Origin of the sequence: Candidatus Solirubrobacter pratensis, from assembly GCF_000425945.1 — a bacterium.
GTDB lineage: Bacteria > Actinomycetota > Thermoleophilia > Solirubrobacterales > Solirubrobacteraceae > Solirubrobacter > Solirubrobacter pratensis.
In genome coordinates this window covers 368,404-392,744 of the sequence record NZ_AUEK01000008.1, presented here as the reverse complement: position 1 = coordinate 392,744, position 24,341 = coordinate 368,404, and the positions used below count along the sequence as shown (strand labels likewise).

Below are 24,341 nucleotides of genomic sequence, written 5' to 3'. Positions count from 1 at the left end.
CATGACCACGCTCCCGCAGTCCCTCGACCTGGCACGCGGCGCCGCTGCCGCGCTCGACGCCGGCGACGTCGCCGCGCTCGCCGCGCTGATGACCGACGACGTCAGGCTGCAGTTCGGCAGCCAGGAGGCGATCGTCGGTAAGGAGGCGTTCATCGCCGCCGTCGAGGCGTCCTTGGCCTCGGTCGCCGGGTTCCGGCACGAGATCCTCGAGGCGTGGGACGTCGGCGAGGCGGTCGTGCTCGAGATGACCGTGCACTACCGGCGCCTCGACGGCAGCGAGATCCGGCTTCCCTGCTGCAACATCTTCCGCCTCTCGGGCGGCCGGATCGCGGACTACCGCGTCTACATGGACATCGCCCCGGTCTATGCCGGGTAGCGCCCGTCGAGCGCGATCGCGGCGCTGATCACTCGACGTCGCGATCACACGGATCACAGGAGGCGCGATCAGCCGGGCGCGCCGGATGTCGGGGACCAGCAGCGCCCCCATCACCCGACAGGAGACCAACGCGATGCCCGAGACCCGCACCACCGCCACCGAGTCCGCCGCCGTCCGCATCGTCGGCGGAGCTTCTGCCGGGCGCCGTCCTACGGTTCAGGCGGTTGAACGGGAAAGGAGCGCGGCTCGATGGCAGGCGTGGCGATGACGCCGGAGGCGCGGATGGTGCGCGCGGAGGTCTACGGGACGTTCGCTCGGGAGGGGCGCGCTCCGTCGCCGGCGGAGCTTGCCGCGGGCCTCGGGTTGGCGCCGAGCGCGGCGCAGGCGGCGCTGCGCGAGCTGCACGACATGCACGCGCTCGTGCTCACGCGCGCGGGCGACGGAGTTCGGATGGCGCATCCGTTCTCCGCGTGGCCGATGGGGTTCGTCCTGCGTGCCGGGGACCGGTTCTGGTGGGGCGGGTGCGCGTGGGACAGCTTCGGGATCGTGGCGGCGCTCAAGGAAAGGCTGGAGATCCTGACGGTGTGCCCGAGCTGCGGTGCGGAGCTTCGCTACGCCGCCTCGGACACCGAAGCGCCGGAGGCGTCGTATGTCGTGCGGCTCCCCCGGCCGGCCGCCGAGTGGTGGGAGGATGTCGTCGCGACGTGCACGAACATCCGGACGTTCTGCTCGCCCGAGCATGTCGAGGCCTGGCGCGACAAGACCGGCGCGGCTCCCGGCTATGTGACGGGCCTCCACACGCTGTGGCGCCTCGCGTTGCCCTGGTACGGAGACCGCCTGGACCCGAATTGGGAGCCGCACTCCCGCGCCCAGAATCAGCGGCTGCTCGAGGACGTCGGGCTGACCGGGCCGTTCTGGGCTCTCCCATGATGCGTGGGCACCGCGCGACGGGCGAGCGGCCGCCGGCAAACGGAGGGACGGTGTGGTGATCGCGCGGCAGGCCCAAAAGGGCTACGCCGCGGCGCCGAGGATCGGCAGGACGTCCGACAGCGACGAGACGACGTGCGTCGCGCCTGCCTCGACCAGCGCCGTCGCGTCGCCGTCGCGGTCGATGCCGATCCGCACGCGCACGCCGAACTCCGCGCCCAGCCGCATGTCGCGCGGGCTGTCGCCGATCGTGACGGCATGCGACGCCCAGTCCGGCGTCGGCGCCTCGGCCGTGATGGTCTCGTAGTGCGCCGCGCCCTTGACGCAGTCGCGCTCGGAGCCGAGGACGAGCGCGAACGCGTCCCAGCCCTCCTGCTCGAGCACCCGCTGCGCCCGCGCGGGGGAGGAGCCGGTGGAGAGCATCAGGGTCGAGCCGGAGGCCTCGAGCGCTCGCAGGGTGTCGGCGGCGTCGGGGTAGGCGACCGTCGGAAGCTCGTCGTTGAGCTCGTGCAGCACGCTCAGGAACCGGCCGGCCGCGGCGCGGGCGGCGGACCGGCGCAGCCCCAGGGCCTCGAAGATCTCGAACGCGGGACGTCCCGGCATGGCATCGAGGAGGTCCGACATGAAGTCGCGGTCCGCGCCCAGCTCGCGCGCGACGGTGGCGAACGCCGTCCGCACCGCCGGCGAGTGCACGAGCGTGTCGTCGAGATCGAAGATCACGTAGCGCGCCTGCTCCATCGATCCGGGTAATCGACCGCTCGCCCGGCATCCGGAGCCGGCCTTCTCAACCGACGCCCAGGTCGCGCTCAATCTCCGACGCGACCAGCGGCAGGCACCGTCTCCCCGGGCCGCCGCGGAAGCTAGGGTGCGCCGGATGCGTGTCGAGGTCCGTCCCCTTGCGAGCCTCGATGCGGCCGATGTCCAGCGCTGGCGCCACCTGGCCGCGACGGCGGCGGAGCCCAACCCGTTCTACGAGCCCGCGTTCGTGTATCCGGCCGCGCGCAACCTCACCGATCACCAGACGCGGCTGCTGATCGCAACCGACGGGGACGAGTGGACCGCCTGCATGCCGGTCGTCCGGAGCGCGCGCTTCCGCAAGGTCCCCGGGCCCGCGGTGCTCAACTGGGTCCACACGCACTGCTATCTCGGGACGCCGCTGATCGCCGCCGATCGCGTGACCTCCGCCTGGAGGGCGCTGCTCGCCCATTTGCTCGACAAGCGGACCGGCTTCCTCGCGCTCGAGCTGCTCGGCGAGGACGGGCCCGTCGCGCGCGGTCTCACCGAGGCGCTGGCCGAGCTGGAGCTCGGCGCGGTCCTGTACGAGCAGGGCGAGCGCGCCGCCCTCTACCGCGGCGAAGCCGGCCAAGTCACCCTTACCTCCAAGCGCGCACGGGAGCTGCGGCGCCAGCGACGGCAGCTCGAGGAGGCCGCGGGCGGGAACGTGCAGATCCTCGATCGCGCGAGCGACGCAGGGGCCGTCGAGCAGTTCCTCGCGCTCGAGGCGTCGGGCTGGAAGGGACGCGCCGGCACCGCGCTCTCCAGCGCCGGCCATCGCGCGTTCTTCGGCGAGATGGCGCGCACGTTCGCCGCCGACGGCCGGCTGCAGCTGCTCTCCCTCGAGGTGGCCGGCGAGCCGGTCGCGATGAAGTGCAACGTGATCGCCGGCGACGGCGTGTTCTGCTTCAAGATCGCCCACGATGAGACATTCGCCCGCTATTCGCCGGGAATTCAGCTCGAGCGCGAGAATGCCGACATCTTCGAGAAGACCCCCGGCGTCACGTGGGAAGACTCGTGCGCCTGGGTCCACAATCAGATGATCAACCGGCTGTGGCGGGGCCGCCGTCGGATCTCCACCGTCCTCGTTCCGAGCGCGCACGAGCTCGGCCGGGCATCGCGGCTGGCGATCCGGGGAGCGCTCCGCGCCAGGCGGGGGCTGGGAAGGCAACCATGACCACAGTGCTCCAGATCGACCCGAGCGGCTTCGAGACGCATTTCGCGCGCGCTCCCTACGCCATCCACCACGCGCTTGTCGAGCATCCGCTGCTCGCGCTCGAGCGGATCGCACAGCTTGCCGACGCGCTGCCGGCCGCCCAGGTCGAGCACAACCTCGGCAAGGTGCCGGAGCTGCTCCCGGGCGGCGAGGCGCCGCGGCTGGACGCGTCGCCGGGGGCGATCGCGCGCGGGATCCACACCAACGGCTGCTGGATGGTGCTCAAGAACATCGAGACCGATCCGGACTACGGCAGCCTGCTGCACGAGACGCTCGATGAAGTCGTGCCGCTGGTCGGCGACCGCGAAGGCGAGATGCGCCGGCGGGAGGGCTTCATCTTCCTGTCCGCTCCGGACTCGGTCACCCCGGCGCACGTCGATCCGGAGCACAACTTCCTCCTGCAGGTGAGCGGCACGAAGACGATGGTCGTCGGCCGCTTCCCGGATGAGCGCACCCGCCAGGTCGAGCTCGAGCGCCAGGTCACCGGCGGCCACCGCAACGTCGAGGCGATGTTCGGCGACGCGCAGGAGTTCCCGCTCGGACCCGGCGACGGCGTCTACATGCCCGTCTACGCGCCCCACCTCGTGCGCAACGGCCCCGACGTCTCGATCTCGCTCTCGATCACGTGGCGTACGCCGCGTACGGACACGCTCGAGCGCGCCCACGCCGCCAACGCCGCCCTGCGCCGCCTCGGCCTCTCGCCGGCGAGCCCGGGCCGGCGCCCCCGCGCGGACGCCATCAAGGCCGGCGTCGCCCGCGGCGTGCGCGGCGTCGCGGGCCGGATCCGCCGCTAGCGAGCCGTGATCGCCGAGGTCATCGACGAGCCCGCAGGGCTGGCGGCCCACGCCGCCGCCTGGGACGAGCTCGCCGTCGCGGCGCGCCGCCCCGTCGCCGCGCCGGCGTGGCTGCTCGCGTGGCTTCGCCACGCCGCAGAGGACGTGCGTCCACAGGTGGTCGTCGTCCGCGACGGCGCCGAGACCGTGGCCATCGCGCCTTTCGTGTCCGCGCGCGAGCACGGCGTGCGGCGCCTGCGGCTGATGGGCGCCCGCACCTCGATGGGCGTCGACGTCCTGTGCCGGGCCGGGCGCGAGCGGGAAGCGGCTCCGCGGATCGCGCGGGCGCTGCGGGGAGACGCGATCGCCTTCGACGGCATCCCCGCCGCGTCTCCGTGGCCCAGCCTGCTCGGCGGCCGCGGCCTGCACGCGCCGCGCGTGACGCTGCGCCTCCCCGTGCCGGAGCTGCGCCTGAGCGCGGACTGGCCCGCGAGCCGGAGCGCGAACTTCCGCCAGCAGATGCGGCGCGCGTGGCGCCGCCTCCAGGAGCGGGGCGCGCGGCTGCGGACCAGCTGCGAGCAGGCCGACGTCGCGGCCTTCGCCCGCCTGCACCGGCTGCGCTGGGATCCGCGCGGCGGCTCGGGCGTCCTCACGCCCGGCGTCGAGGCCATGCTCGTCGAGGCCGGAGCGCGGCTCGGAGCCGAGCGCCTCCGGCTCTTCACGCTCGCGGCCGAAGACCGGGACATCTCCTCGCATCTCTTCCTCGCCGCCGGCGGCCACGTCACCTATTGGCTCGGCGGCTTCGACCCCGCATTCGCTCGCGAGCACCCCGCCCAGGTCGTGATCCTCAAGGCGGTCGAGGACGCGATCGCGCGCGGCGACGAGCGCCTGGACCTCGGCCCCGGAGCGCAGCCGTACAAGCAGCGCTTCGCCACCGGCGAGGACGCGCTCGTGTCGGCCGTCGTGCCGCTCACCGGCCCGCGCCTGCCGTTCGTGCTCGGCGACATGGCGGCCCGCCGGGTGAAGAGGGCCCTGGCGTGATCACGCGCGAGCTCGCCCGCACGGTGCTCGCCGCCGAGCGCCGCAAGCGCTCGTTCGCGCTCTGTTACCACGGCGTGGGCGAGACCTCGATCCGGATCGACCCGCGCTTCCTGCGCGTCTCGCCGCGCCGGCTGCGCGGGCAGATCGAGCTCCTGCGCGATGCCGGCTTTGCGTTCGTGACCCTGTCCGAGCTGGTGGAGAGCGGGCCGGCGCACGGCCGCCCGCCGCTGCCGGGGCTCGTGGCGTTGACGTTCGACGACGGCTGGGCGGACAACTACGACGCGCTGCTGCCGATGCTCCGCGACTACGGCATCCCCGCGACGATCTACGTGACGACCGGGCTGATGGGCCGGCCCAACCCGTGGCTGGCGCCGGATTCCGGCGTGCGCATGATGACGCCGGAGGAGGTCGTGGCGTGCGCACGAGACGGCGTCGAGATCGGCGCCCATACGCTCACGCACCCCGACCTGTCGCTCGTCGGCCCGGAGGGCTGCCGGCGTGAGGTCATGGGCAGCCGGACGGTCCTGCGCGAGCTCACGGACACGCCGGTCGTCTCGTTCGCCTATCCGTACTTCCACCTGGGTCCAGAGGCGGTCGACGCGGTCCGCGAGGCGGGCTTCGCATCGGCCGTGACCGGCATCGGCTACGGCGACTGGTCGCCGCTCACGCTCGAGCGCACCGCGATCTCCGGCAAGGACCGGCTCGCCTCGTTCACGCTCAAGCTGCTCGGCCGCTACGACCCGCTGCTCGACAGCGCGCCGGTGCGCGTCGCCCGCGGCGCCACGCGGACGCTGCGCCGCCGCGGGTGGGAGCTGCTCGAGCGCCATGGCTGAGCCGCGCGTCGCCGTCGTCGTGCCGTGCTTCGAGGCGGCCGAGCTGGTGCTCGACGCGGTGCGCTCGATCCGCGAATGGGAGCCGATCGAGCTGGTCGTCGTGGACGACGCGTCGACGGAGACGACGGCGCTCGCGCAGCTCGAGCGGCACGGGGTGAACGTGATCCGGCGAGTCCACAACGGCGGCCCGTCCGCGGCCCGCAACGACGGCCTGGCCGCGACCGCGGCGCCCTACGTCCTCCCGCTCGACGCCGACGACCTCCTGGTGCCCGGCGCGCTCGCCGCGATGGCCGACAGGCTCGACGGCGCACCCGCCGCCGCGGCCTGCGTCGGCGACTACGAGGAGTTCGGGACCGCAAGCGCGATCCGCGCGATACCCGACACGCTCGACCCGTACCGCGTCGCCTTCAACAACGATTACCCGATCACCGCGCTGTACCGGCGCGCCGCGCTGGAGCGCGCGGGCGGATGGCGCGACCCGCTGCCGGGCACGCGCGGCTACGAGGACTGGGGCCTGTGGATGACGCTGGCCGAGCGCGGCGAGCGGATCGTCCACCTCGGCGGCGTCGCCTATCGCCGCCGGCTTCACGCGCCGGGCGTCAACGCCGCGGCGCAGCGGCGCCACGCCGCGCTCTACGCCGCGTTGCGCGCAGGCCACCCGCGGCTGTTCGCCGAGCTGGCGGCGCACCGGCGCGCGAGCACGCTGCCCGCGCTGCGCCGGCTCGCCTACCCCGTGCTGCTCGGTGACCGCCGGCTGCTGCGCGGCGCCCATCTGGTCAAGCCGCTGCTCGACCGCGCCGGCATCGGGACACGACGCGCGTGACGCGGTACCCGCCGGTCACGTTCGTCGCCTCGCATTCCGAGCTCGGCGGGCAGGAGAGCTACCTGCTGAGCATCCTGCGCACGCTCCCGCCGGATGCGATCCGCGGCGTCGTCGCACTGCACGACGGTCCGGCGCTGCCGCGGCTGGCGGCGCTCGGCCACCGCACCTGGCTGGTTCCGACGCCGGCGCGGCTCGGGATCCTGCCGGCCGCCGTCAGGCTGCGGCGGGTGCTGCGCGCCGGGGACGCGGAGCTCGTCCACGCCGACGGCGGCAAGGCCGCGCTGTGCTGCGCGCTCGCGCTGACGGGGACCGGCGTCCCGATCGTCTGGATGAAGCACGACACCTCGTTCGACGGGCCGCTCGCGCGCTGGATCGGCGCGCGCTGCGCCGCGATCGCCGGCGTCTCACCGACCGTCACGGCCACGTTCGCGCACGGGGACGTCCACGTGGTCCCGAACGGCGTGCCCGCGTACGACATCCCGCGCGACGCCGCCCGGCGCGAGTTGCTCGCGCTGCTGGACGCGCCGCCGGAGGCGGAGGTCGTCGTGCAGGTCGGCCGCCTCGTGCCGACCAAGGGACAGCTCGACACCGTGGCGGCGGCGGCGCGGCTGCGCCGGCCCGGGCTGCGCGTCGCGCTCGTCGGCGCGCCCGACCGGCACGCGCACGAGTACGCCGAGCGCCTGCGCGAGCGCGCCGCCGGGGCGGGCGCGACGCTGCTCGGTTACCGCGACGACGCGACGCGGCTGATGGCCGGCGCCGACGTGGTCGTCGTCCCGTCGCTGCCGCGCGGCGGGGTCTACGGCGGCGGCGAGGGCTTCGGCCTGGTGGCCGCGGAGGCGATGGCCGTCGGCACGCCCGTGCTCGCCTACGACGTCCCCGCGCTGCCCGACACGCTCGGCGGCGCGGGCGCGCTGGTACCGCCCGGAGACATCGAGGCGTACGCGCGCACGCTCGGCGAGCTGCTGGACGATCACGGCCGGCGCGAGCGGATGGCCGCCGCCGGGCGCGCCCGGGCGCGGACGTTCTCGCTCGACGCGGCGGTCGCGCGCCTGCAGGACGTCTACCGCTCGGCGAGCCGCGGGCGCCAGGTCCGCGGCACCGCGCGCAGGTAGGAGCCGATGTCCTCGGGGAACATCAGCCGCTCGAACGCGGCGAGCAGCGCGGCGTAGACCAGCAGCGCGAGCGCACCGGCGGGGATCGCGGGCAGCGGGAGGCCAAGCGCCACGAGCGCCATCGCCGCGGCCGCCAGCAGCGGCCCCGCGAACGAGCGCACCGGCCAGAGCCCGCCGGTCCGGCGGCTCGCCTGCCAGACGGCCAGCGTGGCGAGCAGCAGGCTCGAGGAGAGCGTGACGGCGGCGGCGCCGACGGCGCCCGCGAGCGGGATCGCGATCGCGTTGCACACGACGTTCTGGACGCACACGATCGCGACGTTGCCGGCCAGCGCGCGCGGCGCGTCGCAGGCGATCAGCACGACGCCGGCGAACGACTGCAGTCCGTAGGCCGCGACTGTGCAGCCGAGGATCCGCAGCGGCACGACTGCGCCGTCGAAGCCGTCCCCGTACAGCAGGTGGACGATCGACGGCGCGAACAGCGTGAACACGAGTCCGACCGGCAGCAGCAGGCCGGCCTCGAACTTCAGGCCGAGCATGAACCCGCGCTCGAGCAGCGGGGCGTTGCGCGTGCGGGCGAACCACGGCAGCATCGCCGCTCCGAACGCCCACGAGATGAACTGGCAGCCCTCGACGAGCCGGTAGGCCGCCGCGTACACGCCGACCTCGGCGTTGGAGCTCAGGAACGAGAGCAGCGTGACGTCGAGCCGCAGCAGCAGCGTGAACAGGACGCCGGCGATGCCGATCGGCACGCCCGCGCGCAGCAGCCGCAGCGCGCCGGCGCGCGTCGGCAGCGTCCAGCGCACGCGGATCTCGCGCCGGAGCATCACCTCCGCGGTCGTCAGCGCGACCAGCGCGCCGAGCGCGAACATCGCCGACGCGGCGATCAGCCCGCCGCCCGCGAGCAGCACGGCGATGCCGCCCACGGCCGTGACGGTGCGCTGGACGATCAGGCAGCTCGAGACGAGGCCGAGGCGCTCGTGCGCCTGGAACACCGAATGCCAGGTGCGTGACAGCACCTCCATCGCCACCCCGGCGCCGACCAGCAGCGTCACGATCCGCGCGTCCGTGGTGTAGTTGCCGATCGTCACGACCGCGACGGCGACGGCGAGCAGGGCGATCGACGTGAAGATCTTCAGGCCCACCGCGTCGGCGAGGTCGCGCCCGGCCCGCTCGCGATCCCGCGACACCTCGCGGGCGACGAGGTCGTCGGTGCCGAAGCCCGCGGCGATCAGCAGGGCTCCGGTCAAGGCGAGCGCGAACGAGAAGACGCCGAAGCCCTCCTGGCCGACCTTGCGAGCGAGCACGACGAAGAACGCCAGCGAGGCGACTTTGGCCAGCGCTTCGCCGGCGACCCGGGCGCCGGCGTTGCGCGCGATGCGGCCGGGAGCGCCGGCCGGCTCGACATACTCGGCCGTCACCGTTGCAGTATCGCGCGGCGCATCTAGTCTGCTTGCGTGCGCGTTATCGCTCTCGGACCCCGGGAGAGCTCCGGCGGCTCCGTTGCGGTGCTCGCCCGGCTCATGCTGCCCGCGCTGCTGGGCGTGGCGCTCGGACTCGCGCTGTACGCGCAGCCGCTGCCCTTCCCGCTGGTGATCGCGGGCGGCGTCGGGCTCGTCTCGGTGCTCGCGCTGACGCTCGTCCGCTACGACCTCGCGGTCGCGCTCGGCGTGGCGCTGCTCGCCGTCGTGCGCGTCGAGCCCGCGCCGGTCGACGCCGTGTTCGCCGTGATCATCGTCGTCGCGGCGGTGACCGGCCGCTTCCGGCTCGATCACGCCCCGCTCTCGATGGTCGCCCTCGCCGGCGCGTTCATCGCGCTGAATCTGCTGGCGATGATGGACGCGGTCGACATCGCGCGCGCCGTCAAGTTCGCCTCGATCACGATCTACCTGCTCGTGTTCGGCCTTTGGACCTCGGGCTACGTGGACGGGCCGTCGCGCGCCCGGCGCGTCCTGCGCGTCTACATCGGCGTGGCCGTGGCCTCCGCGCTGCTCGGCACCCTCGCCCTGCGCGTCCACTTCCCCGGCTCGACGCTGCTGATCACCGACGACTACGAACGCGCGATGGGGCTCTTCAAGGACCCCAACGTCTACGGGCCGTTCCTCGTTCCCGCGGCGCTGATGCTGCTGGAGGAGTCCCTGCGCCCGAGCCTGCTCGGCCGCGGCCGCACGCTCAAGCGGATCGGGTTCCTGATCCTCGTGATCGGCGTCGTGTTCTCCTACTCGCGCGCCGCCGCGCTGAACCTCGCTGTCGGCGTCCTGGTCATGCTCGTCGTGCTGGCCCTGCGGCGCGGCGCGGGCCGCCGCGCGCTCGCCCTGTTCGTGCTCGTGCTGACGGTCGCCGGCGCCGTCGGCTGGACGGTCGTCGCCACCGGCTCGCTGCAGTTCCTCGAGCAGCGGGCGCGCTTCCAGACCTACGACACGCAGCGCTTCGGCGCGCAGCGCACGGGGATCGAGCTCGCGGAGACGCGCCCGCTCGGCATCGGCCCCGGGCAGTTCGAGATCCTCTCGCCCGTCTCCGCGCACTCGACGTACATCCGGGCGCTCGCCGAGGAGGGGGTGACCGGCGCCGCCGTGCTGTTCGCGCTGATGATCGGCGTGCTCGTGATCGCCGGCGGCAACGCCATCGCGGGGCGCTCCACCTACGGGATCGGCTCGACCGCCCTGCTCGGATCCTGGTGCGGCGCGCTCGCCAACTCGATCTTCGTCGACACCCTCCACTGGCGGCATCTGTGGCTGATCGCCGGGCTGATCTGGGCCGCCGCGATGGCGCCCGCCGCCGGCGGTCAGGCGTCTTCGACCGGGGTCGGCCGCGGCGGGCTGAGGTAGTACGGCGACGCCTCGCCGCGGGCGCCGATCGCCACGAGGCCGATCGGCTCCACGTCGTAGCGGTCGAGCAGCTCGCGCGCGTCGATCAGGGCGTCGACGCTCAGCCGGTCGAGCCGTGCGACGAAGAGCATGCTGCGGACGCGCCGCGCGATCGCCTGTGTGTCGGCGATCCCGAGCAGCGGCGCCGAGTCGATCAGGATGTACGCGTAGTCGAGCCAGAACAGTGCGTCGAGCGTGCGCTCGGCGCCGGGGCCCGACAGCAGCCGGGCGGGATCGGACGGGCGGTTGCCGCTGGGCAGCACGTGCAGCGTGCCGCGCCGCGACTGATCGTGCACCGGGACGATCGCGTCCGAGAGCCGGCGGCCGAGGTCGTCGCCGTCGCTGCCCTCGGCCGCGGCCGTCACCACGTCGGCGAGGCCGGGGGCGAGCGGGACGTCCATGATGCCGTGCAGCGTCGGCCAGCGCAGGTCCGCCGAGACGATCAGCGTGCGATGGCCGGCCTGGGCGAGCGCGCGCCCCAGCTCCGCCGTGACGGTGCTCTTGCCCTCGGCGTGCAGCGTGCTGGTGAGGAGGATCACGCGCGGGTGATCCTCCTCGGGCGGCACGGCGAACCGGATCGAGGCGCCGAGCGACTGATACGTCTCATGCTCGACGCCCGAGAGCGCCCGCCGCGCGCCGCGCCGCGACCTGCGCCGCGCGAGCGGCACCGTGGCGAGCACCGGGATGTCGAGCAGCCGGCTCAGCTCGCGCGCGCTGGCGACGCGCGGAACGAGCTGATCGCGCGCCAGCACGACGAGGACGCCGACGAGGAGGCCGACGAAGAGCGCCAGCACGCTGTTGCGCAGCGGCTTCGGCGACGCCGGCGAGTCCGGCGGGGTCGCCTTCTCGGCGACGCTGAGGTCGGTGCCCGCCGACGCGAGCGAAACGCTCAGCTGGCTGAGCCGCTGCTGCAGCGCCTCGACCTGCTGAGCGGAGCCGGCCTGGTTCTGGACGCGCGAGAGCTCCTCCTGCAACCCGGCGCGGGCCGCCTCGTACTGGCGCCGCTCGACTCCGGCCTGGGCGCTCACGAACGTCTGCGCGACGGCGTTGGCGATCGCTGCGGCACTTCGGGGATCGCGCGCCGAGGCGTTGACGAAGATCAGGTTGGCCACGGGGTCGACGTCGGAGTGGACCTTGTCCTTGAGCGTCGCGGCGGACTCGCCCGGGACCTTGCGCGCCGCGGCGGAGAGGATCTCGTCGGTCTCGAGCAACTGGTCGATCGTCGCCAGCTCGCGCGTGAGCGCGTCGACGTTGCCGGTGTTCAGGGGGTCGGTGTCGACCTGCTTGACGATCGTCGCCGTCGCGTCGTAGCGCTTCGGCAGGCTGGTGGAGACGAGCGCGGTGGCGAGGGTGAGCACGGCGACGATCCCGGCGATCGTCCAGCGGCCGCGTCGCAGCGCCTCCAGGTACCGCCGGACCTCGATCTGCTCCTCGGATCCGCGGCTGCGGCCCGGTGGCTGGGAAGACGCGAGCGGCAGCGACATGGCGACAGGGTACGGTAGCTCCGGCACCGTCAGCCGGAGACGCGGATCCGGTGGGTCCTGGCGCTGCCTCCCGCGGGGGTGAGGCGGAGCGTGTAGCGCCCGGCCCGCAGCGAGCCGAGCGTGACGGTGAGGCGGTTGGTCCCGCGGCGCCCGCTGAGCGAGACGCGCCTGGCCACGCGCTTGCCACGCAGCAGCTCGACCCGCACCGTGATGGCGCGGTCGAGCACGAAACTGACCGAGATCCTGCGCCGGTGCTGGTCGGTCTTGGCGTGCAGCGTGGTGAGCTTCGGCTTGATCCGCGGCGGCGTCACGGTGGGAGTGGGCGTCGGCGTCGGCGTGATCAGCGGCGCCGGGGGGCCGTCGAACGGCGCAGGGGTGGGCGTCGGCGCCGGCGCGGCCACCCCGGTCCCCTCGAACGCGATGTCGTGGACGCCGGTGCCGTCATCGGCGGTGACCGTCCACGCGGCGTGCGCCGGCCCCTCGGACGCGGGCGTGAAGCGCACCGTCAGCGTCACCGAGCGCCCGGGCGCGATCGAGCTGCCTTCGGGCACGCTGGTCAGCGCGCGAAAGTCGCCGCCGACCGGCGGCTTGGACTTCGTGATCGTCAGCCGCGAGCCTCCGGTATTCGTGAGCGTCACGGTGCGCTCCGCACTCTCGCCTACGACGACGTCGCCGAAAGCGCCCGAGCCGCCGATCGAGAGCTCCGGCGGCGTCCGCACGCTGGCCACCAGCCCGACCTCGACGTCGCCGCCGCTGCTGCGGACGGTCAGGTCGTCCTCGTAGTCGCCGATCTGGGACGCCGTGAGCACGACGCTCACCGTCACCTCCTCGCCCGGCGGCAGCTCATCGCCGCTCCCCGGCGCGCCGGAGATCGAGAACGGGGCCGACGGACTGATGATCTCGTCGATCGTCAGCGGCTGGGAGCCGGCGTTGCGGAGGATCACCGTCCCTGTCACCTTCCGCCCCTGCGCGATGCCGCCGAAGCTCAGCACCGGCGTGCCGGACGCCAGCAGCGGCCCGTCGGCGATGCCCGTGCCGGTCACGCCGACCGCGAACTGGCCCTCGGTCGTCTGCACGCGCACCGAGCCGCCGGCGGGGCCGGTGCTCTGCGCCGTGAACGTGACCGGGATGGTCAGCCGATCGCCGGCCTGGAGGTCGAGCGGCAGCGCCGGCGCGCTCGGCACGAACGCGGGCGACGTGCCGTTCACGCCGGTGACGTGGACGTCCCGGCGCGCCGTGAAGACCGCCTCGCAGGTCCGCGACGCGCCGACCGCGACGGGCTCCCCGCAGACGACGTCGGGCCCCGTGAGTGCCGGATCGACCGGCGAGCCATAGCCGTAGACGTGCCCGTCCGCCGTGCCGACGTACACGCGCCCGTCGGCCACGCCGGGCGGGGCGAACTTGGCCGCTACGCCGATCGGGGCGCTCCACAGCGGCGCCGGGTCCGAGCCCGCGGGCGGCGTGGCCGGGTAGGCGCGCAGTTGCGCACCGGGGCTGTCGGTGCCCGGCGACCAGGTGAGCCAGACGAGCGCGGAGCCGCTCTGCGTCCCGTCGGACGTCACGACCGGCGCGCTTGAGCCGAAGCCGAACGGCTCCGTCGTGGCGGTCAGCGACAGCGTCGGCCGGCCCTGGCCGTCGACGCCGGAGCGATAGAAGTTCAGCGCCCCGCTCGAGCCGCCGGGGACGTTGCCGGGCGACGCGGTGGGGATGTAGATCCAGCCGCCGTCGCCGGGCCACACGGCAGGTGAGGACCAGACGCCGCCGTACGGGCCGATGCGCGCGACGACCGCGTCGCCGCCGCCGTCCTCGCCGCGCCCGCCCAGCGCGTCGCGATCGAGCAGATAGACGTAGCCGACCTTGCCGACCGCGACCAGGAGCCGCGGGTAGGCCGGGGTCCCGAACGGGCTGCCCGGCAGCTCGGCGGCCGACGGCAGCCCGACCGGGCCGCCGGAGCCGAAGTCCGCGTCGTAGCCGTCGAGCACGTCCGCGTCGAAGGGGGAGAAGAAGTCCTTCGTCCGCAGCGAGCCGTCGCCCTGCACGTCGACGCGCGCGACCGACTGGCCGAGCGCGCCCGGGGGCTCGTCACCGGGGCCGAACGGCGGCGAGTTGAAGTTGCCGGTGGCGAGGAACATGCGTCCGGGGCCGTCCGACATGAGGCCGCCGCCAGCCTGCCAGATGCCGGCGCCGTCGGCGCCTGGCGCCGTCTCCGCCGTCCACAGTGCGGTCAGCCGGCCGGCGGTCGAGACGCCGGCGACCCAGCCCTGGTAGGGCGAGATGTCGCAATGGCCGCCGAACGCGGCGTAGACGACGCCGTCCAGGAGCAGCAGCGCCGGGCGCTGCAGGTGCATGCGAGGGTCGAACGCCTTGCCGGGCGCGTTGCCCGCCTCGCCCGCGATCGCGACCGGGAAGCCGGACTTCTCGCTCCCGGTCCGCACGTCGAGCGCGTGCATCCAGTACGCGACCGAGCCGTCGTCCTCGAGCGTCTTCGCGGTCATATACGCCGTGTCACCGTCGACGACCGGGGTGGCCGTGACGCCGACGTGCGGGTAGAGGTCGCCGCAGCCGTACTCGCCGACGCCGCCAGGGTCGAACGGCGTGCCGAGCTCACGCGTCCACTTGCGCGCGCCGGTGAGGGGATCGAGCCCGTAGACCTCGTTGTCCTCGGTCGCGATCAGCAGCGTGCCGTCGGCGACCAGCGGCTGGGCGTAGACCTGCCCGGCGACCTCGGCGTCGAAGAGGCGGCCGAACGTCCCGCCCGTCACCTGCCCCGGCGAGAGCTGCGGCTGGTCGCGGTACCAGCCGGTCCTGAGCGCGTCGGCACGGGCGGTGACCACCTGGGCCGCGGCCGTCTGGGGTGCGATGAGCGCCGCGGCCCAGGCGAGCAGCGGAAGGGCGCGGCGTCTCACCGCGCCCATCATGCCTCGGCATTCGCGTTTCCCAAGCGACCGGGACGGATGTTCGATGCCGCCCCGGACTCAAACCCGAGGCGCGTTCTGCCGATGCACTCCTCGGCGCGCCACCAGGTGCGCTCACCGACAAAGGCAAACCCGTCGTGAGGCGGGGACGCAAAGCCAGGGACCTCGACCCGCCGCGAGGTCGCCCAGCCGCCGAAGGAGCACACGTTGACCGCTTGCATGGGCGGGGCACGCCGCCTCGCCGCCTCAGCCCTCGCCGTCGCCGCATTGGCCGGCGCCGCGCCCACCGCGCACGCCGCAGATGCCGGCACGGTGAACTTCGCCAAGGCCGCGGAGTCCAGCTTCGACCGCTTCACCTCCGCGCCGACGCCGGCGCAGCAGAGCTGGATGCGCTCGCACTACTACCGCATGCGCACCTACGCGCCGTACTTCGACGCGCGCCTGAGCTGGTACTCGACGGCCTGGACGTACAAGGACGCCTACGCGATCTATCCGGGCGAGGCGCTCGCCACGCAGCACCCCGAGTGGATCCTGCGGGATGCGAGCGGCAACAAGCTCTATGTGCAGTTCGCCTGCAACGGCACGACGTGCACGCAGTACGCGGCCGACATCGGCTCGCCCGCGTTCCGCGCCGACTGGATCGCCAAGGCCAAGGCCCAGGTCGCCGCCGGTTACCGCGGCTTGTTCGTCGACGACGTCAACATGGAGCCGCGCGTGTCCAACGGCGCCGGCACGACGATCGCCCCGATCGACCCGCGCACCGGCCAGCCGATGACGCTCGCCGTCTGGCAGCGCTACATGGCCGAGTTCATGGAGCAGATCCGCGCCGCCCTGCCGGGCGCGGAGATCGTCCACAACGCGCTCTGGTACCTCGGGGACGGAAACAGCTACCTCAAGCGCGAGTTGCAGGCCGCGGACCTGATCGAGATCGAGCGCGGCGTCAATGACACCGGCATCACCGGCGGCACTTGGACCTACTCGCTCAAGACCTTCCTCGCCTGGGTCGACCGCCGCCACGCCGAGGGCCACGGCGTCGTGCTCGACGGTCGCGCCGACACGGCCGCCGGGCAGCTCTACGGGCTGGCCGCGTACTTCCTGCTCTCCTCGGGCCGCGACGCGATCGGCAACGAGCGCGGCGGCACGCCCGACGACTGGTGGAGCGGCTACGACACCAAGCTGGGCGCGGCGCTCGGCGACCGCTACGAGATCGGCGGCGTGTTGCGGCGGGACTTCGCCGGCGGCACGGTGCTCGTCAACGAGCCCGGCACGGTCACGCGCAGCGCGACCGTCGGCTCCGGCTTCAAGGACCTGACCGGCAAGGACGTGACGTCCGTGACGCTCCCGCCGGCCTCGGGCGCGGTGCTGCTGCGCCCGGCCGCGCCGACCGACACGTCCGTCGGCACCACGCCGACGCCGACGCCCACCCCGACGCCCACACCGATCCCGACCCCGACGCCGACCCCCGCGCCGCAGGCGCCCACGCCCACCCCGACGGCGACGCCGGTCCCGCCCAAGCCGACACCGGCGCCGCGCCGCCCCTCCCACAAGCGCCCGCGCGCGCATGCGGCGGGCGCGAGCGCCCCGGCGCGCACCGCCACCACGGCGCGCGCCTCGAGCGTCCGCGTGAAGGGCCGCGTCAAGGGCGCGACGAGTGGTGTGGTGCGGATCAGCGTCGAGCGGCGCGCCTCGCCGGGTTGGAAGACCGCGCGGCGCACGAGCGCGACGGTCGCCGGGTCCGGCGCCTACAGCCGCGACCTCGCGCGCCTGAAGGCCGGGAGCTACCGCGTCCGCGCGACCTTCACCGGCACCGGCACCGCGCTCCCGTCGCGCTCGCGCTACCACCGCTTCCGCCTCCGCTAGCGCCTACTCGCGACACTAGACTCGCGCCGGTGCCGTCGACCTGGGCCCTGCTGAAGGCCGACTTCCGCGCCAACGCTCCGGGCCTCCCGGAGCAGCCCGGGCCTGCGGCGGTCGCGCGTGCGATCGCGCGCAACGCGCCCACGGTGCGGTTCGCCGCCGTCGCGCTGCTGCGCCTCGCTCAGGCCGCGGGCGGGCGCTCGCGCGCGGCGGGGGCCCTGGTCAAGCAGGCCAATCACGTCCTGACGGGCTGCGACGCCGCCTTCCAGGCCGAGATCGGCCCCGGCCTCGTGCTGTACCACCCGACCGGCGTCGTGATCGGGCCCGGCTGCCGCGTCGGCGCGCGGGCGACGATCATGCAGGGCGTGACGCTCGGCTCCGACGCGGTGGTGGTCGGGGACGGGTTGGCCGGCTCGCCGTCGGTCGGCGACGACGCGTTCATCGGGCCGGGCGCCGCGGTGTTCGGGCCCGTCGAGCTCGGCGACCGCGTGCAGGTGGGGGCGAATTCGGTCGTGACCTCGTCCTTCGGCAGCGACGTCGTGATCGCCGGGGCGCCGGCGCGCGTCGTCAGGCAGCGCTGACGTGGCGCGCGTCGCACTCATATGCGAGCCGCCGGACGGCGGCGTCGCCGAGCACGTCAGGCTGCTCGCCCTCGGCCTGAGCGCGTACGGGCACGAGCCGGTCGTCTTCGGGCCGCCCGACCTCGCCGGCGCCGGCGGGCTCGAGGCGTTCCATGCGCTCCCGCTCGGGCGCGACTACGCGCACCCGCAGCGGGACGCCGCCGCGCTCGCCGGCCTGATCCGGGAGCTGCGCGGCTTCGACGTGGTCCATGGCCACGCGGCCAAGGCCGGCGTGCTCGCGCGGCTCGCGGCGGCGTCGCGGCGGCTGCCGGCGATCTACACGCCGCACTGCCTCCCGTTCGTCGGCGACGTCTCGGCCAGGCGCCGGCGCTTCGGGCTCGCAGCCGAGCGGCTGCTCGGCCCGCTGACCGCCGGGCTGATCTGCGTCTGCGAGGACGAGCGCCGGATCGCGACCGAGGCGCGCGTTGTCGAGCCCGACCGCCTGATCGTCGTCCACAACGGCTGCCCGCCGCCGGACCCGGGGCTCACCGCCGATCCCGCCCTGGCGGCGCTGCGGGCCGGCGGGCTGCTGGTCGGCGCCGTCACCGTGCTGCGGCGCCAGAAGTCGGTGGAGGTGCTGCTCGACGCCGTGCCCGAGCTGCTCGGCCGCGTGCCGGCCGCGCGGGTCGCCGTCGTCGGCGACGGGCCCGAGCGCGCGGCGCTCCAGGCGCGCGCCGCGCGGCTCGGACTCGACGGCCGGCTCGCGTTCCTGCCCTTCTCGGCGCCGGCCGCCCGGCATCTGCAGGCGCTCGACGTCTACGCCCTTCCGTCGGCGTGGGAGGCGTTCCCGATCGGTGTATTGGAGGCCCAGGCGTGCGGCGTGCCGCAGGTCGCGACCGACGTCGGCGGGACGCGCGAGGCGGTGGCGCCGGACACCGGGCTGCTCGTGCCGCCCGGCGATCCCCGCCGGCTGGCCGCGGCGCTGGCCGAGCTGCTGCTCGACCCGGCGCGGCGGGCCCGCATGGCAGCGGCCTCGCGGGCGCGGCACGCGGAGCGGTTCACCGCCGAGCGGATGGTGCGCGAGACCGCCGCCGCCTACGACGCCGTGCTCAGCCGGGCAGCGGCGCGTCGGCGAGCAGCGCGGCCGGCGCGCCGGTCGTGAGCCACGCGGCCCGTTCCCGCAGCGGCGGCAGCGTCTCGGCGGCTGCCGTGAGACCGGCCGTCAGCCCGGGCGGGCGGCCGATCGCGTCATGCGCGTCGGAATCGACGCTGTGCACGAGCCCGTCGCGAAGCAATTCGAGCGCATACCAGCGTGCCGCCGCGCCGAAGCGCCCGTCGAGCGAGGAAGCGGTGATCGAGCACAACGCGCCGCCCTCGACCAGCGCCTGCAGGCGCTGCGGGCGGGAGAGGAAGGCCGGCGCGCGCTCCGGGTGGGCGAGCAGGATCCGGTAGCCGCGCTGCTGCAGCTCCGCGACGCAGCGCTCGAACACGGGGCCGACGGCGGGCGCGAGCGGCGACTCGAGCAGCAGGCACGACGAGTCCCCGAGCGTCAGCTGCCGCAGAACGGCGTCGGGCAGCTCGAGCGCGAGCTCCATCGCCACCTCCGCCCCCCCGAGCAGCTCGAGCTCGACGCGCTCAGCCGCGAGCGCGGCGCGCATCCCCGCCACGCCGGCGTCGATCGTCTCCGGCGACGTGCGATAGCGCGGCGAGACGTGCGGCGTGGCGACGACGGTGCGCGTGCCGCCGGCCGCCGCCGCGCGCAGCAGCGCGAGCGCGCCGGCCTGCTGCGCAGGCCCGTCGTCGACGCCCGGCAGCGCGTGGCAGTGCAGGTCGATCAATCAGTACGCGCCGCGCCCGGAGATCACGGCCGGGAGCGTAGCGAGCAGGATCTCGACGTCGCGCGCGAGCGACCAGCCGGCGACGTACTGGTAATCGAACTTGATCATGTCCTGGAACGGGATGTGCGAGCGTCCTGAGATCTGCCACGGGCCGGTCAGGCCAGGACGGAGGTCGGCGCGGCGCGTCTGCCAGTCCTCGCTCAGCGCTGCGTGCTCGGCGAGCACGAGCGGACGCGGCCCGACGAGGCTCATGTCGCCCTTGAGGACGTTCAGCAGCTGAGGCGCCTCGTCGATCGAGAAGCGGCGGATGAAGCGGCCGACGCGCGTGATGCGGTCGTCGTCCGGCCGCTTGACGATCGCGCCGTCCTCGCGCACGAGCACGGTCGCATCGACCTTCATCGAGCGGAACTTGTAGAGCCGGAAGAAGCGACCGCCGCGGCCGGAGCGCTGCTGCGTGAAGAACACGCCGCCGCGCGAGCTGAGCTTGATCGCGACGGCGACCGCGAGCAGCAGCGGCGAGAGCAGCAGCAGCACGACGGACGCACCGGCGACGTCGAGCGCGCGCTTGGTGAAGCGCGACAGCGGTGCCAGCGCGGGCTGCTGGATCGAGAGCAGCGGGATGCCGCCGACCAGCTCGATCGAGCGCGCGCCGTCGAGGAACTCGAACAGGCGCGGGACGATGTCGACCGTGACGCCCTTGTCGCGGCAGACGCGGATGCAGTGCAGCAGGTCCTCATGGCTCGCGCGGCTGAATGCGATCATCACGCGATCCACGCGGCCGAACGTGATCAGGTCAGAGAGCGAGTCGAGCGTGCCGAGGCGGGGGATGCCGAGCTCACCGGGCTGGTGGACGTCGTCGTCGATGAAGCCGACGGGGTCGAGGCCGAGCTCGTGGTGGCGCTGCAGCCGGTCGACGAGCTGCTTGGCGACGGCGCCCGAGCCGAGGAGCAAGGTGCGCTGGCGCAGCGACGGGACGCGATGCAGGCCGACGCGCGCCGCGGCGCGCCCGAGCCCTGCTCCGGCGCCCGTCATCGCGCCGGCGAAGAGCGCGCCGCGAACGGCGTGCGGTCCGTGGAGCGCAGCGAGGATGCCGAAGGCGGGCCAGGAGATGAGCAGCGAGGTGACGGCGAGTCGCGGCGCCTCTCCGACGCCGGACGCCCACGTCCGCAGGTCGTCGGAGGCGTAGAGACCGCAGACATAGGCGAGCACCGGCCAGCCGAGGCCGATCGCGAGCGCGACGACGGGCAGCGTGTCCCAGTGGAGGCCCGTGACGAGCGCGGCGAGGGCGCCGGTGATCGAGCCGCAGATGACGTCGGCGCTGAGCAGCTGGCGGCGCAGTTGCGCGTGCCGTCGCGCCGCCTGCGGCTGGGGCGCGACGAACGCGTCTGAGACGACGTCCGTCGGGACGCTCAGACTGGCTGACGAATCTGCCGATGTCGCGTTCGTGCTCAAGTGTGCATCCTTGCCCGGGCGTCGGAATCATGCCCCGGAATCCTGTGTATCAATCGCCGTCCTCTGGCTATCCGATGCATCCTGCCGTTCAGGCACGCGCGAGCGCCCATATCCTGAATCGGCTCCTAGGTTCCTAGCTTGAGCTCACCCCGTCCGGCCGCCCAAGCCCGCGACGCACTCCGCCGCTGGCACGTAACGGTACCTGGGCTGGCGACGGCATGGCTCGGCTTCCACGCCGGCGGGTTCTTCCCGGGGACCGTCGGCGTCGTCGCGCTCGTTCTCGCGCTGACGCTCGTGGCCGGGCGGATCACCACCGCGCCGCGGCCCTTCTCTGGCTTCAGTCCGGCTCTGGCACTGGCTTCCGGGGCATTGGCGGCCTTCGCAGTCTGGATTCTCTGCTCGGCGGCGTGGTCGGACGCCCCATCACGCGCGTTGTCCGAATGCGATCGCGCGGTGCTGTATGGCCTTGTTTTGATGCTGACTGGCACGTTCGCAGCGCGCCGCGGCGACCTTGCGCTGGTGCTGCGGTGGGCTGCGGCGGCGTTCGTCGCGTTCGCGATCGCGGGCCTGGTCACCCGTCTGTGGCCCGCGACGTTTCCCATCTCCGGAGGCGTGCTGCCCGAGCGCGTGGCCTTCCCGCTGACCTACTGGAACGCGATGGGGATCGCGTGCGCACTCGGCGTGGTCCTCACGCTTCACCTGACGGCGAGCGGTGCCGAGCCGCGCGTAGTGCGCGTGCTCGCGGCGGCGGCGCTGGCGCCCGTCGCGGTCACCCTCTACTTCACGTTCTCGCGCGGGGCGATCTGGGTGCTCCCGGTCGGCGTCGTCCTGTACGCGCTGCTGGCGCAGCCGCGCGGGCTCGTGACCGCGCTCTCGGCCGCGATCCCCGCCGCGATCGCCGTCAAGGTCGCCTACGACGCCGACCTGCTCGCCCGAATCGGCTTCGACTCGCCGGCGGCGGCCGGCCAGGGCCGCCATGTCGGCGTCGTCGTCGTGGTCTGCTCGGTCGCGGCGACCGCCGCGCGCGCCGCTGTCCTGCCGCTCGACACGCGGCTGGAGCGGGTTCGCCTGCCGCCGCGCGCGAGGGAGGCGCTCGCCGCGTCGGTCATCGTCGCGCTGCTCGGCGGCGCCCTCGTCGCGGGCGCGCCGCACCGGATCGCCGAGGCGCGCAAGACGTTCACCGAAGGGCGGTACTACTACGGCACCTCGGACCTCCGCACGCGGCTCACCTCCGCGGTCGACAACGGGCGGATCGGCAACTGGCGCGTCGCACTGGACGGCTTCGACTCCAGCCCGCTGCACGGCACGGGCGCGGGGACCTACCGGCTGACATGGGAGTTGCACCGCCCGGCGCCACCGGTGCAGATGACCGACGGGCACTCGCTCTACCTGGAGACGCTGTCGGAGCTCGGCCTGCCGGGCCTCGTGCTGCTGCTGGTGGTGCTCGGCACGCTGCTCATCGGCGGCCTGCGCCGCCTGGGCGGGCCGGAGCGGCACGCCCACGGCGCGTTCGTCGCGGCCGGGGCGATGCTCGCGCTGCACGCCGGCGTGGACTGGGACTGGGAGATGCCCGCGCTGCTCGTCTGGCTGTTCGGCGCCGGCGGGGTCGTGCTGGCCGCGCGCCAGGGGTCCGAGCGCTGGGGCGAGATCTCCCGTACGCCACGGATCGTGGCGGCGCTGGCCGTGCTCGTGCTGGCGCTCACGCCGGCGCTGATGTGGCTCTCGCAAGGGCCGCTCGAGCGGGCCTCGCAGGCCTTCGCGAGCAACGACTGCCCGACCGCGATCGACGCCTCGCTCGATGCGATCGGGCGCTTCGGCGTGCGGCCGGAGCCCTGGGAGGTGCTGGCTTACTGCGACGCGCGCGCCGGGCAGTACGCGCTCGCGACGCGGGCCGTCGGCGCCGCGCGCTCACGCGACCCGCACAACTGGCGCTACGCGTACGGGCAGGCGATCGTCGACGGCGTCTCCGGGCGCGATCCGCGGCCGGCCGCGCGTGAGGCGCTGCGGCTCGACCCGCTCGAGCCGCTGGCGCGCACGCTCGTGCGGGACCTCGACCGCGCGCGCGGCCCGGCCCGCCGGCGAGAGGTCGCCAGACGGGCCGGGATACCGTTCGGATGAGCGCGGGGCCTACTCGGCGCGCGTGCGCCGGCGGAGCACGAGGCCGCCGGTCAGCAAGGCGATGCCGCCGAGCATGACGGGGATGGCCGCGAACCCGGTGAACGGCAGCTGGCTGCCGGTGGTGGCCTCGATCTGGCGCGTGGGCTGCGTCGCCTCGGCGGGGGACACGCCGCCGGAGGGCGTGGCCTCGGCGGGCGAGGTGCCGCCCTTGGGTGCGTTGTTGGTCTCCTCCGCCGGGAGGACGCCGCCCTCCTCGGTCGCCGTGGGCGTGGGGGTTGGCGTGACGGTGCCGTACTGCGCCACCGAGGCGTTGTCGGAGCTCGAGGTGATGCCCGAGACGGCGAGACCCGCCCCGGCGGTGCTGAAGACCATGCCGAACGCCACCATGGCGACGATCGCGAGACGTGACTTCATCGACTGCTTCCTCCGTGAATTGTCCGCCGCTTGGCGGCGGGCCCGCTGCTTGATGGTGTCCAGCTCGATCTCCGTGGCCTGGGGCCGGCCTTCCTGAAGGAGCCGTATGACGTCGTCGAACTCGGTCATCGAACACTGATACGAAGCAGCCGGCCGATTCCTGACTGAGACTTCGTGAAAGACGACGAGTTCGAGCGGCTCTACGCCGCGGAGGCCCAGGGCCTGTTCGCCTTCCTCGCCTACCGGACGGGAGATCGGGCGCTGGCCGAGGACCTGCTGGCGGACGCCTTCGAGCGCGCGCTGCGCTCGGGCGTCAAGTACGACCGGCGGCGCGGATCGGAGAAGACGTGGCTGTACGCGATCGCGCTGAACCTGCTGCGCGACCACGCCCGGAGGGCGGCGGCCGAGGGGCGGGCGCTCGAGCGCGTGCTGATCCCGGAGGGCTTCAACGCCTTCGCCGGTGTCGAGGCGCGCGACGAGATCGGGCGGGCGCTCCGGACCCTGAGCGGCGAGGAGCGCGAGGCGATCTCGCTGCGCTTCGGCGCCGAGCTGACCGTGCCGGAGATCGCGCATGTGCTCGGCGAGCCGCTGACCACGGTCGAGGGCCGGGTGTACCGGGCGCTGCGAAAGCTCCGCGAGGCGCTAGCATCCTGAGCGGACCGTGCTAGGCGGGGATGTAGCGGCGCCCTGTACCCGCAATCCGCTCTAGCGGGGCTGAATTCCCTCTCGAGGGTCACGGCTCCGGGCCAACACCCCGCGCTTGCGGCGTCGATGGCCGGGTCCCGCGCGACGTCGACTCGTGAACCAGGTCAGGTCCGGAAGGAAGCAGCCTTAAGCGACCACCGACGGGCGCTGCGGGGTCGCCCGGCCGGAGCTTGTGAGACGGGGAGTCCCCGGAGGCCGAGCTCGACAGAGGGTGCACGGTCCATTTTGCAGAGCAAATGGACTTGGGAAGAATTCGCCG

The 24,341-nt window shown here is 74.0% G+C and carries 21 protein-coding genes, 1 other RNA gene and 1 riboswitch; of the genes, 15 read left to right on the top strand and 7 right to left on the bottom strand.

Annotated elements, in window-relative coordinates; genetic code table 11:
- Position 1 precedes the first annotated feature (1 nt).
- Both H958_RS36820 and H958_RS36815 read left to right on the top strand, forming a co-directional pair.
- On the top strand, positions 2-376 hold the full coding sequence (locus H958_RS36820; RefSeq protein ID WP_051324159.1) for a nuclear transport factor 2 family protein: 375 nt from the start codon (positions 2-4) through the stop codon (positions 374-376).
- 249 nt (positions 377-625) lie between these two features.
- Complete coding sequence (locus H958_RS36815) at positions 626-1,306, top strand: alkylmercury lyase family protein (RefSeq protein ID WP_051324158.1); 681 nt, start codon at positions 626-628, stop codon at positions 1,304-1,306.
- 81 nt (positions 1,307-1,387) lie between these two features.
- Here H958_RS36815 and H958_RS0112355 read toward each other — a convergent pair whose 3' ends face one another.
- The gene (locus tag H958_RS0112355; protein ID WP_028058899.1) at positions 1,388-2,041 is read right to left on the bottom strand and encodes an HAD family hydrolase; all 654 of its coding nucleotides are present in this window, start codon (positions 2,039-2,041) and stop codon (positions 1,388-1,390) included.
- Positions 2,042-2,177: 136 nt separating this feature from the next.
- Here H958_RS0112355 and H958_RS0112350 point away from each other — a divergent pair, with 136 nt between their 5' ends.
- From H958_RS0112350 to H958_RS43285, 6 genes are read left to right on the top strand one after another with little or no spacing between them, the layout of a single operon-like run.
- Positions 2,178-3,254: a GNAT family N-acetyltransferase gene (locus tag H958_RS0112350; RefSeq protein ID WP_028058898.1), complete on the top strand. Its 1,077-nt coding sequence runs from the start codon at positions 2,178-2,180 to the stop codon at positions 3,252-3,254.
- The gene (locus H958_RS0112345; protein ID WP_028058897.1) at positions 3,251-4,087 is read left to right on the top strand and encodes a JmjC domain-containing protein; all 837 of its coding nucleotides are present in this window, start codon (positions 3,251-3,253) and stop codon (positions 4,085-4,087) included. Before H958_RS0112350 ends, H958_RS0112345 begins: the two co-directional genes overlap by 4 nt.
- Positions 4,088-4,093: 6 nt before the next feature.
- Positions 4,094-5,107, top strand: coding sequence for a GNAT family N-acetyltransferase (locus tag H958_RS0112340; protein WP_028058896.1), 1,014 nt, complete (start codon positions 4,094-4,096; stop codon positions 5,105-5,107).
- A complete protein-coding gene (locus tag H958_RS36810) occupies positions 5,104-5,940 on the top strand; it encodes a polysaccharide deacetylase family protein (RefSeq protein ID WP_051324157.1) in 837 nt (278 codons plus the stop codon). The genes H958_RS0112340 and H958_RS36810 overlap by 4 nt, the downstream gene beginning before the upstream one ends.
- A complete protein-coding gene (locus H958_RS0112330) occupies positions 5,933-6,763 on the top strand; it encodes a glycosyltransferase family 2 protein (protein WP_028058895.1) in 831 nt (276 codons plus the stop codon). Before H958_RS36810 ends, H958_RS0112330 begins: the two co-directional genes overlap by 8 nt.
- Entirely contained in the window at positions 6,760-7,875 is a 1,116-nt protein-coding gene (locus H958_RS43285; RefSeq protein WP_051324156.1) for a glycosyltransferase, read from the top strand. Before H958_RS0112330 ends, H958_RS43285 begins: the two co-directional genes overlap by 4 nt.
- On the opposite strand, the gene H958_RS45055 is transcribed toward H958_RS43285, so the two are convergent.
- Entirely contained in the window at positions 7,824-9,293 is a 1,470-nt protein-coding gene (locus H958_RS45055; protein ID WP_028058894.1) for a flippase, read from the bottom strand. The genes H958_RS43285 and H958_RS45055 overlap by 52 nt on opposite strands.
- 36 nt (positions 9,294-9,329) lie before the next feature.
- On the opposite strand from H958_RS45055, the gene H958_RS46240 reads away from it, so the two are divergent.
- A complete protein-coding gene (locus H958_RS46240; RefSeq protein WP_196807326.1) occupies positions 9,330-10,700 on the top strand; it encodes an O-antigen ligase family protein in 1,371 nt (456 codons plus the stop codon).
- Here H958_RS46240 and H958_RS0112310 read toward each other — a convergent pair.
- Both H958_RS0112310 and H958_RS36800 read right to left on the bottom strand, forming a co-directional pair.
- Entirely contained in the window at positions 10,658-12,223 is a 1,566-nt protein-coding gene (locus H958_RS0112310; RefSeq protein WP_028058892.1) for a polysaccharide biosynthesis tyrosine autokinase, read from the bottom strand. The genes H958_RS46240 and H958_RS0112310 overlap by 43 nt on opposite strands.
- A 29-nt stretch (positions 12,224-12,252) precedes the next feature.
- A complete protein-coding gene (locus H958_RS36800; RefSeq protein ID WP_196807325.1) occupies positions 12,253-15,129 on the bottom strand; it encodes a choice-of-anchor D domain-containing protein in 2,877 nt (958 codons plus the stop codon).
- Positions 15,130-15,253: 124 nt separating this feature from the next.
- Positions 15,254-15,335, top strand: a riboswitch (cyclic di-GMP riboswitch).
- A 22-nt stretch (positions 15,336-15,357) separates the two neighbouring features.
- Here H958_RS36800 and H958_RS43280 point away from each other — a divergent pair.
- From H958_RS43280 to H958_RS36785, 3 genes are read left to right on the top strand one after another with little or no spacing between them, the layout of a single operon-like run.
- Positions 15,358-16,998, top strand: coding sequence for a putative glycoside hydrolase (locus tag H958_RS43280; protein ID WP_028058891.1), 1,641 nt, complete (start codon positions 15,358-15,360; stop codon positions 16,996-16,998).
- Positions 16,999-17,027: 29 nt separating this feature from the next.
- The gene (locus tag H958_RS43275; protein ID WP_051324154.1) at positions 17,028-17,576 is read left to right on the top strand and encodes a serine O-acetyltransferase; all 549 of its coding nucleotides are present in this window, start codon (positions 17,028-17,030) and stop codon (positions 17,574-17,576) included.
- 1 nt (position 17,577) lies between these two features.
- The gene (locus H958_RS36785) at positions 17,578-18,717 is read left to right on the top strand and encodes a glycosyltransferase (protein ID WP_051324153.1); all 1,140 of its coding nucleotides are present in this window, start codon (positions 17,578-17,580) and stop codon (positions 18,715-18,717) included.
- Here H958_RS36785 and H958_RS36780 read toward each other — a convergent pair.
- Both H958_RS36780 and H958_RS36775 read right to left on the bottom strand, forming a co-directional pair.
- Positions 18,665-19,393: a tyrosine-protein phosphatase gene (locus H958_RS36780; RefSeq protein ID WP_051324152.1), complete on the bottom strand. Its 729-nt coding sequence runs from the start codon at positions 19,391-19,393 to the stop codon at positions 18,665-18,667. The two genes, H958_RS36785 and H958_RS36780, sit on opposite strands and share 53 nt — an antisense overlap.
- The gene (locus H958_RS36775; RefSeq protein ID WP_051324151.1) at positions 19,394-20,845 is read right to left on the bottom strand and encodes a sugar transferase; all 1,452 of its coding nucleotides are present in this window, start codon (positions 20,843-20,845) and stop codon (positions 19,394-19,396) included.
- A gap of 474 nt (positions 20,846-21,319) precedes the next feature.
- Here H958_RS36775 and H958_RS0112275 point away from each other — a divergent pair, with 474 nt between their 5' ends.
- Positions 21,320-22,963 (top strand): O-antigen ligase family protein, encoded by a 1,644-nt coding sequence (locus H958_RS0112275; protein ID WP_028058890.1) that lies wholly within the window; start codon positions 21,320-21,322, stop codon positions 22,961-22,963.
- A gap of 9 nt (positions 22,964-22,972) precedes the next feature.
- Here the strand turns inward: H958_RS0112275 and H958_RS0112270 are convergent, their stop codons facing one another.
- Positions 22,973-23,506: a hypothetical protein gene (locus H958_RS0112270; RefSeq protein WP_028058889.1), complete on the bottom strand. Its 534-nt coding sequence runs from the start codon at positions 23,504-23,506 to the stop codon at positions 22,973-22,975.
- A gap of 45 nt (positions 23,507-23,551) precedes the next feature.
- Here H958_RS0112270 and H958_RS36770 point away from each other — a divergent pair, with 45 nt between their 5' ends.
- On the top strand, positions 23,552-24,031 hold the full coding sequence (locus tag H958_RS36770) for an RNA polymerase sigma factor (RefSeq protein ID WP_051324150.1): 480 nt from the start codon (positions 23,552-23,554) through the stop codon (positions 24,029-24,031).
- 5 nt (positions 24,032-24,036) lie between these two features.
- Positions 24,037-24,301, top strand: an RNA gene (ffs, locus tag H958_RS45050) — signal recognition particle sRNA large type.
- Positions 24,302-24,341 lie beyond the last annotated feature (40 nt).